We start from the raw sequence: 14,863 nt of genomic DNA, 5'->3' as shown, positions 1-14,863 counted from the left end.
AACCGCATCGCGGTTTGTGTCCGGAAATGCGTATCTACGATCTATGCCGCGACGGAATCGGGTTCGCTGGCACTTTCCGGCTTTTGCGGTTCCGCGTGTTTTTTAGCCGATGTCTTGCGCGAAAACAGCCCGGTGAGGTAGGTACCCAACCTGTCCATTTCCACGAAGATGACCGGGGTGATGAACAGCGTCAGCAATTGCGAGACGATGAGACCACCGACCACGGCAACACCAAGTGGCTGGCGCAGTTCCGAGCTGGCGCCTGAGCCGAGGGCGATGGGCAGGGCGCCCAGCAGCGCGCAGAAGGTCGTCATCATGATCGGCCGGAAACGGCGCACGCAGGCTTCGTGGATGGCGCTGGTGGGCGGTTCGGCCTTTTCGCGGATCAGTTCCACCGCAACGTCGATCATCATGATCGCGTTTTTCTTGACGATGCCGATCAGCATCAACAGCCCGATCAGCGCAATGATCGAGAAATCCATGCCCATCACCTTCAGCGCCACCAGCGCGCCAAAAGCCGCCGCCGGCAGACCGGAAAGGATGGTCAGCGGGTGGATGAAGCTTTCGTAAAGCACACCCAGCACCACATAGATGGTCAACACCGCCGCAAGAATGAGGATGCCGGTATTGCCCTGGCTCTGCTGGAATATTGCCGCCGTGCCGCCATAGCTGGTGAACACGTCCTGCGGCAGGCCGATGGTGGTTTTGATCTGGTCAATACGGCTCGTCGCATCCGAAAGCGCCACGCCATCCGGCAGGTTGAAAGAGACGGTCGTAGAAACGAGCTGGCCCGTCTGGTTGATGGTCACCGGCGCCTGCGTGCGGGTGAGGGTGGCGAAGTTGGAAAGCGGAACCAGAACACCCGATTTTGCCGAGAGAATGTTGATGTCGCTCAGGAAATCGTCATTCCACTGTTTCGAGCTGTCGAATTCGACGATCACATCATAGCTATCACCGGTCGACTGGATTTGCGCCGCCGTATAACCGCCGAACGACATTTCCAGCGTCTTGCGCAATTGGTCGTTGGTAATGCCGAAGGCGGCTGCCTTTTCCGGGTCGACCGAAATCGTCGCCGCAATTGCGCCGTTCTGAGCGTCGGAATTGACGGCGGCGAATGTGCGGTCGCGGCGCATCGCCTCCATCAGCTTGTTCGACCATTCATTGGTCGCGTCGGCGTTCAGGCCCTGAATGACGAGTTGGTATTGGCTGGCGGAGCTGCGCCCGCCCAAACGTAAGCTTTGCTGGGGATTGATATAGGTGCGGATGCCCGCCACCTTCGATGTCGCCTGGCCAAGTTCCGCCAATACCTGGCTTAGCGGTGCACGCTCTTCCTTCGGCTTCAGCTCCACGAACATCGAGCCGTTATTCAGCGGGTTGCGGGAATTGCCGCCGACTGTAGAGGTCACATGCACCACGGCCGGGTTCTTGCGGATCTGATCGGCCACCTGCGCCTGAAGATCGCGCATCGCGGTATAGGAAATGTCCTCACGCGCCTGCGTCGACACGGAAAGGCGACCGATATCTTCCTGCGGGAAGAAGCTGGAAGGCAAAGTCTCGAACAGATAAAGCGATGCTGCAACCGATGCCAGGAATGCGCCCAGAACCACGCGGCGATGGGAAAGGCACCAGCCGACGGCCTTGCCATAGAGGCGAAGCGTGCGCTCGAAGCCGGCGTCGAACCAACGGATGATGGCCGGCGGTCTGGAGGAATGACCCGAAAGCCTTGAGGCGAGCATGGGCGTGACAGTCAGCGAAACCAGCGCCGACGCCATGATTGCCAGCGTTACCACCATGCCGAATTCGTTAAACAGCCTGCCGATCACTCCGCCCATCAGCAGAATGGGAATGAACACTGCAACCAGTGAGATGGACATGGACAGAATGGTGCCGCTGACTTCCGCGGCGCCCTGAAGGGCCGCCTCGCGCATTGTCAGGCCTTTTTCTTCGTGCAGTCGCAGGATGTTTTCCAGCATGACGATCGCATCGTCCACCACAAGTCCGACCGACAATGTCAGTCCGAGTAGCGAGATATTGTCGATACTGTACCCCAGAACATACATGGCCCCGAAGGCGGTAATCAGTGATAGCGGCACGGCAAGGCCCGGAATAATGGTCGCCGTCAGATGCCCGGTGAAGAGATAGATAACCGCGACCACCAGCCCGATGGTGAGGAGCAGCGTGAACTGTACGTCGGCAATCGCGTCCTTGATCGCGGTCGAGGCGTCATTCATGACGTTGATATTGACCGATGGCGGCAATTGCTGGCGCAGCGCCGGTAACTTGGCCCGGATGGCATCCACCACATCAACGGTGTTGGCGTCCGGCTGGCGCTGCACGGCAAGAACGATCGCCTGTTCGCCATCGAACCAACTGCCGGCATTGGGGTTGTCGATACTGTCGGTGACATTGGCGATATCGCCGAGATGGATGGAAGCACCGTTGCTTGTCGCCACCACCAGCGAGCGGAAGGCCGCCGCATCGGTGCGCTGGGTGTCTGCCTCTATCGTCAGGCGCTGGTTGTCGTTCTGCAACGCGCCCACGGGCACCTGATTGTTCGCCTGCGCGATGGCGGTTGTGACGGTATCGACGCCAAGCCCTCTTGCCTGAAGCTGCGAGGGATCGAGGCCAATGCGCACGGCATAGGTCTGCGCGCCGTAGATACTCACCTGCGCGACACCGGAAATGGTTGAAAGCAGCGGCGAGATGATATTCTCGGCGATTTCATCCACCTTGCTGGTCGGCATCTCCTTGTTGTTGATGGCAAGCAGCAGTACCGGCGCATCGGCCGGGTTGGTCTTGCGGTAACTCGGCGTTGTCGTCATGTTGCTTGGCAACTGCCGCTGTGCGCGCGAGATCGCCGCCTGAACATCTGCTGCCGCTGCGTCGATGTCACGGTTGAGATCGAATTGCAGCACGATGGAGCTGTTGCCCAGAGTGTTGGTGGCGCTGATTTCGCTGACACCCGGAATGGTCTCGAACTGCTTCACCAGCGGCGTGGTGACTGAGGTGGCCATGGTTTGCGGCGAGGCGCCCGACAGCGACGACGAAACGCTGATCGTCGGAAAATCGACTTTCGGCAGCGCAGCGACGGGCAACAGGCGGAAACCGGCAAGCCCGGCGAGCACGAGGCCGATGGCGAGAAGGGTGGTTGCGACGGGTCGGTTGATGCAGAAATTCGGGATCATGGGTTACCCACCTGTTCCTGCTGCGAAATATTGGCGGCCAGATTGGCGGCCGCGCCGCCCTTGTCCGAGAATTGCTCGACCACCTGTTGACCGTCGGCAAGTCCCGACTGGCCTTCGATGATCACATGCTCGCCGCCGGTGAGGCCGCTGGCAATGGCTGTCATATCGCCGTTGGAGCGGGCAACCTCCACGGTCGTCATATGAACACGGTGGTTGTCATCGACGGTGTAGACGAAATTACCCTTCGGCCCCGGCCGCACGGCAACCGTCGGCACGACGATCATCTCCGCGTCGGAGACGAAATGAGCCGTGACGTTGACGGACTGGCCGGGCCACAACAGCCCGCGATCGTTCTTGAATTCCGCTTTGGCAAGTACGGTACCGGACGTTTGGTCTACGACGTTGTCGTAAAAACGCAGCATGCCGCTCATGGGCTCGCCGCCGGTTGCCGCCGGGTCTACATCGACCGCCGTGTCCTTCTGAACGCCTTCGCGCAATTGCGGCAGGTAGCGCTGCGACAGGCGAAAACTGACAGAGATGGGATCGTATTTCGTGATCGTCACAATATTGATGCCAGCGCTGAGATAGGCACCGGGGCTGACGGTAACATCGCCCAGTCGCCCATCGAAGGGCGCACGGATCTCCATATGTTCGAGCGTTACCTGGTCGGAAGCAAGCGTCGCCTTGTCGGCATCGATTTTTGCGGCGGCGCTGTCCCTGGCTGCCCTTGCCTGATCCAGCACCTGCTGGGACTCTGCGCTCTGCTTGACCAGATTGGCGGCGCGCTGGAAGGCGGCTTCCGTCTGTTCCAGCGTTGCCTGATCGGCAGCGATATTGGCCTTGTCCTTGTCGACGGCTGCGCGGGCGATACGGTCATCCATCTTGAGGATCAGATCACCCGCCTTGATATGCTGGCCGTCCTTCGCGGAGATTTCCGTGACGAGACCGGCCTGAAGCGGCGCTATATTGGTGATGTCGGCGGCAACCGCCCATCCCGTCGCCGTAGCGTCCATTGGCAACGTCGCCTTGTTGACGGCGATGGTGCTGACGGTAGGCGGCCCGCCATTGCGCCGCCCGCCACCTTGCCTCTGGCCTGTCTGCTGGCCGGCTTGACCGTTCTGCGACGTCTGGCCCTTCTTGCCGGCAGATCCATCGGCCGTTGCCGTTTCTGCATGTGGCGAAACGCTGGCGAATTGTTTGAGATAGGGAATTCGATCAAGGGGCAGGCGATCTTTAAAATACCACGCGCCGGCGGCTGCGATGGCGAGAACGCTGAGGGCGGTCCAGAAACGTTTCATCTGACGGTTCCGCAAAATGAGAGCAATACATGTTTCCCGAACATGTTCGGTAAGCCCTGGGAGCAGCTTTAGCTCCCACAAGACACCCAATGCGCTGCAAAATCACCTTAAACTTTTGTAATGGCAGCGACGATGTCTGCCGTCATGTTGCCTTGCGAAACAAGGGTTGTGGCGGTTTTGGGCATGTGCCCGTCGCCGGGCTCGATGCACGGAACTTGACCCCAATCGTGACCAAAATAAAAAGCCGCCTCGTTTCCGGGGCGGCTTTGAACAGGAGCGGCGAGTTGCCGAGGGTCAGAACGCCCGGATGGCGTTGCGCGTCGCAAGCACATCCTCGGAGACGTTGCCGGCCGTTGCGGGAACGGAGCCGACGAGGTCCAGGAACTTGTAAAGTTCGGTTGCCTGCGAGTTGGTGACGTAGATGATATCGCGATCCTGCATCGGGAATTTCGTGGTGGCAAAGAAGGTTGAAGGATCGCGCAGGTTGGCGCGGAAGATGACCGGAACTTCCTGTCCCGGGAACTTCGACATGTCGATGCCAAGCTTCACGAGAAGATCGCGTTTGACGGTACGATAGACATAGACCTGCGCAGGGTCTGCGCGGGAGTCAAGCAATCCGCCCGCCTTGCCCAGTGCATCCGAGAGCTTCAGCGCGGCGTCCTCAAATTCGAAACGACCATTGAGGCCGGAGGCGCCGAAAGCGAGATAGGTGCGGCGTTCACGCTCCACCATGACCGTGTCGCCCGGAACCACATAGATGTTCTCGGAAGGCGTGCTGACAAGGTGATTGTAGTTGACGCGCGCGGTCTTGCCGCGACGGATCAGCGTGACATAGGATTCGATATTTGGGGCGCTGAGGCCTTTTGCATAGGAGATGACGTCGAGAACGCGGTCACCCGCTTCTGAAAGCTGGACCTTCGTCGGCTCCTTGACGTCGCCAAGCACCGATGCCTGTGCGGAGCGGCTGGAAATCTTGGTGATGAGGACCTGCGGTTCGATGGCCCGGTTGGCCAGACGCTCCTCGATCTCGCTCTGCACATCCTCGACATTGCGGCCTGTTGCGCGGATCTTGCCGGCATAGGGAACGCTGATATTGCCTTCCCGGTCTACCGTCTGGTTCGGCAGGCTGATGAAGTTGCCGGGACGGCTGCCCGCATCGTTTGGAATGAAAAGTCCGCCCGCCTGGCTTTCGAAGATTGCGACCTGCACCACGTCACCAACGCCCATCGGCAACGCCGGAACACCACCCTTGCCGCCGCCGAAACTGCCGAGCAGGGTAGCGGTGGTGGTATCGCCGACATAGTTCAGGACGGAACTGTTGATATCGATGAGAGCGTAGTCAACGCCCGCAGTTTTCTTTTTGTCCTTGGAACTGAATTTCACTGAAGCGTTGGATTCGATTGTTGCCGCATCGGGGCCTGATGCCGCGGTCACGGTGCACCCCGCAAGTGCTGCGGAGGCAAGCAGAATCGAAACATTCAATAAACGCATTTGGTCCTCAAAATAAATTTCGTCCGAAAAAAGAAACAAACCGGACATCGTATAGTTTTATAAAAATCGGCACTTCATATTTGACACCGGTAAATCAAATCTCAACCGGGCATTACATCCGTTCAGCAGAATCGTGTCACGAAATGTCTACGCTGGCATCAGGCTTATTGCCTAACTTAAGGCGATGCTTCAAGTTAAGTCGTCGCTCGATTGCGCCGGAAAATCCGTAACATTCACAATCTTCACGAACCCGAATGGCGTCAGTATCATCGTTCTTCTATATTCAATCGGACGGCATAATCACTGCGATTACCGCATAGCGCTAGTGCAGTTTTGTCACGCTTGCCCAGTTTCTTTCATGTTTGACTTAAAAACACGATAATTGGTTGTTTTAAAGTATCTTTTCCCCGCATCAGCGGCCGATCCTCAGTCTCCCCGGCTGGCCTGCGGCGCTGGTTTCACGCTTGCGGTGGGCGGAGGCCGGTAGCGCCAGCCACTCTTGGATCCCTAAGCGGATAGCGGCCATCTGTACGATGGCCGGTATGGCAACGCCGATAACGGTCGTGATCGCTAGCAAGCTCGCCATATCCGTGACGTGGAAAAGCTTCACCGCGACAGCTCGGCCAAAGCCTATAGCGATGATGTGCATGACATACACGCCGACGGATAACTGGCCGAGTGTCTTGAGCATCGACGAAATCGCGCTTTCGCGAATAACAAGCGCCTGCGAAATTGCGATAATCAGGAATATGCCGAGAATTGCGGATGGGAAAGGAAGCCGTTCGGGAATTTCGGTTTGCCACGAGAAATAGGTGGAAATCGCAAAGGCGACGAGAAGCGCGAGAAATGAGTGTACCGTGTATCGCCTCTGCCAAAAACCATATTGCTTGGCAACAGTGCCAAGTGTGAAATAGACGAGCCCATATGCGATATCCAACGGAACAGACTGGCTGTGCAGATAAAAAAGCGTGAAGAGGGCAAGCGCAAATGCCATGCGGACAATCGGAGGCACCTGAACGAAAATATATGATGCAAGTTGGCAGAAAAACAATGCGTAGAGAAACCAGAAGGGGCTGATCGGGTTCCACAGGATTTCGAGGACACGGGTGAAATCTATGGTCGTGTTAGTGAGACCAAAACGCCCCATAGCCACCATCAGACTGCCATGCAGAATTGACCAGAACAGATAAGGGTAAGCGATATTCTTTCCGAGTTTGGTAAGAAAATCTGTCGGGTCGACATTTTTTTCGGAGAAAAAAAGTCCAGACACGAAGAAAAAAAACGGCATATGGAAGGTGTAAATCGTATAGTCAATAAAGCCCATAAGGCTGAAGTGCGTCGGCATACCGGAAATACTCAAACCTCTTTCCGTGTGACCAAAGACAACCATAATTATGCCGAGACCCTTGGCTATATCATAGCTGTGATCACGCAACGCCTTATCTTTCATGAAAACACCTAATGTAAATTTTAAAATTATTTATAATTCAGTGAAATATTTAGTTGATGTGGATACAAAATTTATTATGAAATACTAATCGTGTATCGGAAGTATTGAATGAGATTAAAAATCTGCCTATTGTGGCAGCTGTATAAATATGCTTAATATTAAAAACTTGAAGATTCGTATTTGCCGAGTCCCGATCCTGGTGTTGTTATACGCTCCCTGAAGCGTAGCAGAAGTACGGGTAAAATTGCTTCTACCATCTGGACGTCGCGAATGTCCGATATGGTTTTGGCCAGTTCGTTATAAATAAGCGCGGCCTCCGTTATTGTAGACCGTGTAGGCGACTTTTGGCGACACTCCGCGAAGATCGTCTCGACCCGGTCGCTGATTTTTTGCAGCAGGGCAACGTCGTAGGCAAGCGTAGGTGCCGCTGGCGCCGTGTCAAACATGTCGCCCATACCGGCCACGAGCCAACTTATATTGATGCCGAACCGCTCACGATAGAGAGCCAAAACGCCAGCGTCGGGAATACGGTCGCCCCGTTCATAGTAACCAAGCATTGCAACTGTCAGGCCTAGTGCCTCAGCAAATGGCTCACGCTCGTCGAATTTTAGTGCTTCGCGGACCTCGGTCAGCCGTTTTCCCAACGGCGTCTTTGGCTCGACGCGTTTCCTGCTCATAATTCCGCATAAATATCACGATTTGGTATTTACTAGATACCAATTTGCGATATTCCTCTGTTTGTACAAAGACCAAATCACTCATGAGGTAGGCCGGTCAGGGCCGCCTCGCTCACAACGAGGAATCATTATGCACGGCGACTGCATTGCGGACAAGGCGACGGCGAGCCTGCGCTGGATAAGAGAAGGCCGGTGACGCCACTTGCTTTACCTATGGGTGTCTCTGTCGACGTCAACAGAGTATATCCAATATGGATATATTCGACCTTGAAAATTGCATGTCAGGCTCGTTCAGCCAGCGCGAAATTCACGGTATCGGCAAATTCTCGCAGGAAGCGTTCACTTGAAAAGCGGGCGGCGTTGTCGACACAGGCGTTCTTGTCGAAACTGTCGGAGTTATCGACAAACTCCTGCACCGCAGCGCAGATGGCTTCAGGCGTTTGCTCGCGGAAATAAAGACCGGTCGGCTGATTGGAGGCGCCGAGAGGAACAACGGTCTCTAGTACACCGCCTTTTCCATAGGCGATGACGGGTGTTCCCAGCGCTTGCGATTCAACCGGGACGATGCCGAAATCGTCTTCGGCGGCAAATACGAATGCCTTGGCTTCCGCCATGTATTTGTGAAGCTCGTCATTGCCGACGAAACCGAGGATCTCGACATTGGGAGTGGCGATTTCCTTGATGCGTTTCATGTCCGGGCCGTCGCCGATGACGACCAGTCGTCTGTCGGGCATTTTTGCAAAGGCTTCTACGATGAGGTGGACCTTCTTGTAAGGCACCAGCCGCGAAGCCGTGACGAAATAATCGCCTTTCAGGTCGGAAGGGGAGAGATGGGAAGTATCCACGGGCGGATAAATAACCGTAGAGTCGCGTCCGTAGCATTTGCGAACCCGGCTGCGAATGAATTTGGAATTGACCGTCATGAGATCGACGCCATTGGCGGTGCGGATGTCCCACATGCGAATATAGTGAAGAACGGCACGGGCGATCCACGAGGCGAAACCGCGACTAAGCTTCGATTCTTTCAGGTACTGGTGCTGGAGATCCCACGCGTAACGGATGGGGCTGTGAATATAGGAGACGTGAAACTGGCCGGGTCCGGTGATGACGCCCTTGGCGACGGCGTAGCTTGAGGAAATCACCAGATCGTAGCCGCTGAGATCAAATTGTTCGACGGCCAGCGGCATCAGCGGCAGATAGGAGCGATATTTTTTACGAGCGAAAGGCAGTTTCTGGATGAAGGAGGTGTTGACGGGCCTGCCACCGAGAAAGCCCCGGTCTCGATCGCTCATGAAATCGACAAGGCAATAGAGATCCGCGTCAGGATAGATCTCAAGAAGGTTGTGAAGCACTTTTTCGGCCCCACCTCTGTCGGTGAGCCAGTCATGCACGATTGCCGTCTTCATGATTTCCTCAATAATTTCAACGTAATAAAAATTTATAACCCGCCTTGGAATAAAGCTCGGCGGTTTAGAATATCTGGTCTGTCTGCAGCCCTTAAAAACACGGCTGGGAAGGCGAATAACGTAACGATTAATAAGAATGCGAGATTATGTCTGTCGTAATCTGGTCTTGGTCTGATCCTCAATAGCACTTTGTTCGCAAATGCGAAATATCAAAGCCTCTTAATTCCTCCTCTTCGTTTTCCAGTTGAAAGCCAGCCGTAGTTTCCGCAGTTTCGGCTGGCAGCAGCGGTGTTTGCCGCGCGCCGTGGTTCGGGCGAAATAGCCTGTTTTCCATCGACTGATGTTCCGTTTCCGCCTCTTGCGAAGGCCCGTCTTCCATTTCGCCTGTCTTGGAAACCCTTCCTCGCTCCGCATTGTCATTGACAAGGCGTCTTATCGAGTTATTCTGTTATAAAGATTGATATAACATAATAATGGAACTCATAAGGTCGGAACCAAGAGCTGGGAGCTTAACAATGAGACGTAAACTTGCATTTCTCGCCACTGCCGCTTTGATGCTAGCGCCGGGCGTGATGATGGCTGCGGAAAAGGGCGGTGTCATCAATGTCGCCACGATCGGCGAGCCGCCGACACTCGATCCCATGGCCTCGACGGCCGATCTCGTCGGCATTGTCACGCAACATATTTTTGAAACGCTCTACACCTTCGACAAGGGGTGGAAGGTGACGCCGCTTCTGGCGGAAAGCCTGCCTGACATCAGTGCGGACGGCAAAACCTACACGATCAAGCTGCGGAAGGGCATCAAGTTCCATGACGGCAGCGATATGACCTCGGAAGATGTCGTCGCCTCGCTTGGCCGCTGGATGAAGATCGCATCACGCGGAAAACAGGTCGCCGGTTTCATCGACAATATCTCCGCGCCTGATGCCGAGACGGTGACAATCACCCTCAAGCAGCCCTATGCGCCGCTGACCTCGCTGCTTGCTTTCAACAACTCCGCAGCCATCATTCTGCCCGCTGAAAAGCAGGCTGAGCCGATGACAGAATTTGTCGGCACCGGCCCTTATATGTTGAAGGAACGCAAGGCGGACCAATATATCCAGCTCGTCCGTTTCGACGGCTACAAGTCTCGTGACGGTGAAAGTGACGGATATGGCGGTGCGCGCCATCAGTATCTCGATGAAATCCGTTTCGTTCCGGTTCCCGATCCGAATACCCGTGTAGAGGCCGCTGTTTCCGGCCAGTATGACTACGTCGATTCCATTCCGGTGGAATCCTTCGCCAAGGTGAAGTCCTCCTCGGCCTCGCAGCCGTTGATGCTGAAGCCCTTCGGTTATCCGGTCTTTGTATTCAATACCAAGGAAGGTTTGTCTTCCAAGCTGGAGGTCCGCAAGGCGGTGACCGAAGCGTTGAACATGGAGGACATGCTGGCGGCGGCGTTCGGCAGCACGGATTTCTATGCGCTTGATGGCGCCTACTATCCGTCCAATTTCTCCTGGCATTCGGAAGAGGGCGTCGAAGGCAATTATAATGTCGGCAACCCGGAGGCCGCAGCCGAAAAGCTGAAGGCCGCCGGATATAATGGCGAGCCGTTGCGCATCCTCACCAGCCGTCAGTATGAGTTCCACTACAAAATGGCGCAGGTGGCAGCGGAGTATCTGAAGCTTGCCGGTTTCAAGGTGGATATGCAGGTGGTGGACTGGGCGACGCTGACGCAGCGTCGTGCCGACCCGAAGCTCTGGGATATCTACATCAGCCACAGCCCCTTCCTGCCGGAGCCGGCGCTGATTGGCGCGCTTTCCACAGGTTCGCCGGGCTGGTGGGACACGCCGACGCGCAAGGCGGCGGTGGACGCTTTCACCTCGGAGGCTGATCCGGAGAAGCGCGTTGCTCTCTGGGCCAAGGTGCAGAAGACGATCTATGACGAGCTGCCGCTCATCAAGATCGGCGACTTCAACGCCGTGGCGGCGAAGTCCAACAAGCTTGATGGCGTCGATCCGGCTCCCTGGCCCTATTTCTGGAATGCTTCGGTTACGAAGTAAGACCGCTCCGCTCCCCGTGACCCCGGACTGAATCCGGGGTCCAGCGCGATCAAGTCTTTGACCGCAAGAGGACGCCTTCACCACGCAGACGCGCGGTGGCTGGATGCCGGATCAGATCCGGCATGACGGAGGCGGGCCCAGCCATGAGCGCCGGGTTTACCGGCACTCGTCGACAACTCTGTTCAACCGTCGCCTGAGAGCGGCCCATCACGCGCTTCGGAGCATTCATACGTGATACGGTATATTTTCCAGAGACTTGCCGGAATGATCGTGGTGATGTTTCTCGTCGTCACCATCGTTTTCATCATCCTGCGCGTCACGCCCGGCGATCCGGCGGCGGTGATGCTAGGGCCGGACGCCTCGGCACAGGACATCGCGGAGTTGCGCACCAGACTTGGCCTAGATCAGTCGCTTGGCGTGCAATATGTCTACTATATCGGGCAATTGCTGCGCGGTGATCTCGGCCAGTCGATCTTCCTCAACATGCCGGTTGGATCGGCGCTTCTGGATCGGGCGGAACCGACTTTCTTCCTGACGATCTTTTCGCTGTTGATCGCCAGTGCCATCGCGCTTCCCATCGGCATCTATGCCGCTTACCGGCGCGGTTCCTTCGTGGATCAGGCAGCGACAACCATTGCGATGCTGGCGGCGAGCATTCCGAGCTTCTGGCTTGGCCTGATCCTCATGCAGTTCTTCGCCGTCCGGCTCGATATGTTCCCGGTGTCGGGATATGGCGGTCCGGGCGCAAGCTTCCTCGAGCGCATGTATCACCTGACCTTGCCGGCCATCGCACTCGGCCTCGTTTCTTCCGCCCTCATTCTGCGCTTTACCCGCGCCTCGATGCTGGATGTTCTCGGCGACGACTATGTCCGTACCGCCAGAGCCAAGGGCGTCAAGGAACCCCGGGTGGTGATGAAACACGCGCTGAAGAACGCACTCATCCCCATCCTCACCGTGCTTGGTCTCACCGCCGCCGTGCTGATTTCCGGCGCGGTCGTTACGGAAACCGTGTTTGGCCTGCCGGGCGTCGGCAATCTCGTCGTGTCAGCCGTCTTGAGGCGCGATTATCCGGTCATTCAGGGCGCGCTTCTCGTCATCGCCGGGCTTTACGTGCTCATCAATTTTGCCATCGACATGCTGTATCTGCTGGTCGATCCGAGGGTTCGTTACTGATGGCCGATATCACCTCCACCGCCCAGCCGGCGCGCAACCCGACCGTTCTGTTCATTCGGCGTCTGTTGAAGCGCAAGACGGTCGCAGCCGGTCTGATCGTGCTGCTCGTCTTCGTGCTGCTCGCCGTTTTCGCGCCGATGATCGCGCCTTATTCGCCGTCGAAACTGTCGATCGTCAACCGTCTGAAACCGCCGAGCGAACTCTACTGGTTCGGCACCGACGAGTTCGGCCGTGACGTTTTTTCCCGTACCATCTTTGCGGGAAGGCTGTCGCTTCTGGTGGGGGCCGCCGTGGTGGCGCTCTCGGCGTTGATCGGCATCACGCTCGGCCTGCTTGCAGGTTTCTTCCAGAAGCTGGACACGCCGATCGCGCGGTTGATCGATGCCATGATGGCTTTTCCGGATATTTTGCTGGCTATCGCGCTGGTCGCGGCGCTCGGCCCGTCGCTGACGACGGTAATCATTGCGCTTGCCGTCGTTTATTCGCCGCGCCTTGCCCGCATCGTGCGCGCCTCGACGCTGGTGATCCGGGAATTGCCCTATGTGGAGGCGGCCAAGGCGCTTGGCATCTCCACCTTCCACATCATGACGCGGCATGTGCTGCGCAATCTGATCTCGCCGATCCTCGTGCAGTGCACCTTCCTTTTCGCCAGCGCCATGCTGGCCGAGGCCGGCCTTTCATTTCTGGGGCTGGGTGTCAGCCCCGAAATTCCGACCTGGGGAACCATGATCTCCGCAGGCCGCCAATATATCGGCCAGGCGGACTGGATGACCTATTTCCCCGGCTTTGCCATCATTCTTTCCGTGCTCTCGCTGCAAATGGTCGGCGACGGGCTGCGGGACATGCTCGACCCAAGACTGCGAAGGGATTTGTAATATGACGTCCGGTGAACAGGCAAAAACGCCTCTTCAAGCTCCCATTCTTCTCTCCAATGTAAAGCCCGTCGGCTTCGAAAAGGGGGCGCCACAGGCCCAGACCGATATCCTGATCGGCGGCGATGGCAAGGTCGTGGCGGTTGGGCCTGCCCTTCAGGCGCCGACTGATGCGCAGCGCATCGACGCAAAGGGCGCATTCGTCTCGCCCGGCTGGGTGGATCTGCACGTGCATATCTGGCATGGCGGCACCGATATCTCCATCCGCCCGTCAGAATGCGGGGCCGAGCGCGGCGTGACGACGCTGGTGGATGCCGGTTCGGCGGGGGAAGCAAATTTCCACGGTTTTCGCGAATATATCATCGAACCATCGAAGGAACGCATCAAGGCCTTCCTCAATCTCGGCTCCATCGGGCTTGTCGCCTGCAACCGGGTCCCGGAACTGCGCGATATCAAGGATATCGACCTCGACCGCATCCTTGAATGTTATGCCGAGAACAGCGAGCATATCGTTGGCCTCAAGGTGCGGGCGAGCCATGTCATTACGGGTTCCTGGGGTGTTACGCCGGTCAAACTCGGCAAGAAGATCGCCAAGATCCTGAAAGTGCCGATGATGGTGCATGTGGGTGAACCGCCTGCGCTCTACGATGAGGTGCTGGAAATTCTCGGTCCCGGCGATGTCGTGACCCATTGCTTCAACGGCAAGTCCGGCTCCAGCATCATGGAAGACGAGGACCTGTTCAACCTTGCGGAGCGCTGCGCCGGGGAAGGCATCCGGCTGGATATCGGCCACGGCGGTGCATCCTTCTCCTTCAAGGTGGCGGAAGCGGCGATCGCGCGCGGCCTTTTGCCCTTCTCGATCTCCACGGATTTGCATGGCCATTCGATGAATTTCCCCGTCTGGGATCTGGCGACGACCATGTCGAAGCTGCTTTCGGTCGATATGCCCTTCGAAAATGTCGTCGAGGCCGTCACCCGCAATCCGGCCTCTATCATCCGCCTCGACATGGAAAACCGCCTCGATGTTGGCCAGCGCGCGGATTTCACGGTTTTCGATCTTGTCGATGCCGATCTGGAGGCGACCGATTCCAATGGCGATGTTTCGCGTCTCAAGCGGCTGTTCGAGCCGCGCTATGCGGTTATCGGTGCGGAGGCAATTGCCGCCAGCCGTTATGTCCCAAGAGCGCGCAAGCTCGTGCGCCACAGCCATGGCTATTCCTGGCGCTGAACCGACTGGAGCGGCGGGGAGGGATGCTCTCCGTCTTCCGC

Annotated in this window: 11 protein-coding genes; 4 read left to right on the top strand and 7 right to left on the bottom strand. The window is 56.9% G+C overall.

Features of this window, described 5'->3' with window-relative positions; translation table 11 throughout:
• Positions 1-41: 41 nt before the first annotated feature.
• From J5276_RS16905 to J5276_RS16875, 7 genes are all read right to left on the bottom strand, one after another.
• On the bottom strand, positions 42-3,185 hold the full coding sequence (locus J5276_RS16905; protein ID WP_174012012.1) for an efflux RND transporter permease subunit: 3,144 nt from the start codon (positions 3,183-3,185) through the stop codon (positions 42-44).
• Positions 3,182-4,483 (bottom strand): efflux RND transporter periplasmic adaptor subunit, encoded by a 1,302-nt coding sequence (locus J5276_RS16900; protein ID WP_065687741.1) that lies wholly within the window; start codon positions 4,481-4,483, stop codon positions 3,182-3,184. Before J5276_RS16900 ends, J5276_RS16905 begins: the two co-directional genes overlap by 4 nt.
• A gap of 294 nt (positions 4,484-4,777) precedes the next feature.
• Positions 4,778-5,974, bottom strand: coding sequence for a polysaccharide biosynthesis/export family protein (locus J5276_RS16895; protein WP_013761539.1), 1,197 nt, complete (start codon positions 5,972-5,974; stop codon positions 4,778-4,780).
• A gap of 412 nt (positions 5,975-6,386) precedes the next feature.
• Complete coding sequence (locus J5276_RS16890) at positions 6,387-7,424, bottom strand: acyltransferase family protein (protein ID WP_081308478.1); 1,038 nt, start codon at positions 7,422-7,424, stop codon at positions 6,387-6,389.
• 158 nt (positions 7,425-7,582) lie between these two features.
• Complete coding sequence (locus tag J5276_RS16885) at positions 7,583-8,101, bottom strand: helix-turn-helix domain-containing protein (protein WP_013761537.1); 519 nt, start codon at positions 8,099-8,101, stop codon at positions 7,583-7,585.
• 281 nt (positions 8,102-8,382) lie between these two features.
• Entirely contained in the window at positions 8,383-9,507 is a 1,125-nt protein-coding gene (locus J5276_RS16880; protein WP_003510798.1) for a glycosyltransferase family 4 protein, read from the bottom strand.
• Between the two features lie 178 nt (positions 9,508-9,685).
• Complete coding sequence (locus J5276_RS16875) at positions 9,686-9,886, bottom strand: hypothetical protein (protein ID WP_065687739.1); 201 nt, start codon at positions 9,884-9,886, stop codon at positions 9,686-9,688.
• 136 nt (positions 9,887-10,022) lie between these two features.
• Between J5276_RS16875 and J5276_RS16870 the strand changes: the two genes are divergently transcribed.
• The 4 genes from J5276_RS16870 (at position 10,023) to J5276_RS16855 (ending at position 14,822) form a co-directional block, all read left to right on the top strand.
• Positions 10,023-11,549, top strand: coding sequence for an ABC transporter substrate-binding protein (locus tag J5276_RS16870; RefSeq protein WP_026330678.1), 1,527 nt, complete (start codon positions 10,023-10,025; stop codon positions 11,547-11,549).
• Positions 11,550-11,780: 231 nt separating this feature from the next.
• Positions 11,781-12,722, top strand: coding sequence for an ABC transporter permease (locus J5276_RS16865; protein ID WP_065659511.1), 942 nt, complete (start codon positions 11,781-11,783; stop codon positions 12,720-12,722).
• A complete protein-coding gene (locus J5276_RS16860; protein ID WP_003500772.1) occupies positions 12,722-13,597 on the top strand; it encodes an ABC transporter permease in 876 nt (291 codons plus the stop codon). The genes J5276_RS16865 and J5276_RS16860 overlap by 1 nt, the downstream gene beginning before the upstream one ends.
• A gap of 1 nt (position 13,598) precedes the next feature.
• Positions 13,599-14,822 carry an amidohydrolase/deacetylase family metallohydrolase gene (locus J5276_RS16855; RefSeq protein WP_112391208.1) on the top strand — a complete coding sequence of 408 codons (1,224 nt, stop codon included), beginning with the start codon at positions 13,599-13,601 and terminating at the stop codon, positions 14,820-14,822.
• Positions 14,823-14,863: the final 41 nt, after the last annotated feature.

Source organism: Agrobacterium sp. S7/73 (genome assembly GCF_019355535.1).
In the GTDB taxonomy this organism is placed as follows: Bacteria; Pseudomonadota; Alphaproteobacteria; order Rhizobiales; family Rhizobiaceae; genus Agrobacterium; species Agrobacterium tumefaciens.
This window is presented reverse-complemented; position numbering and strand designations above follow the sequence as displayed.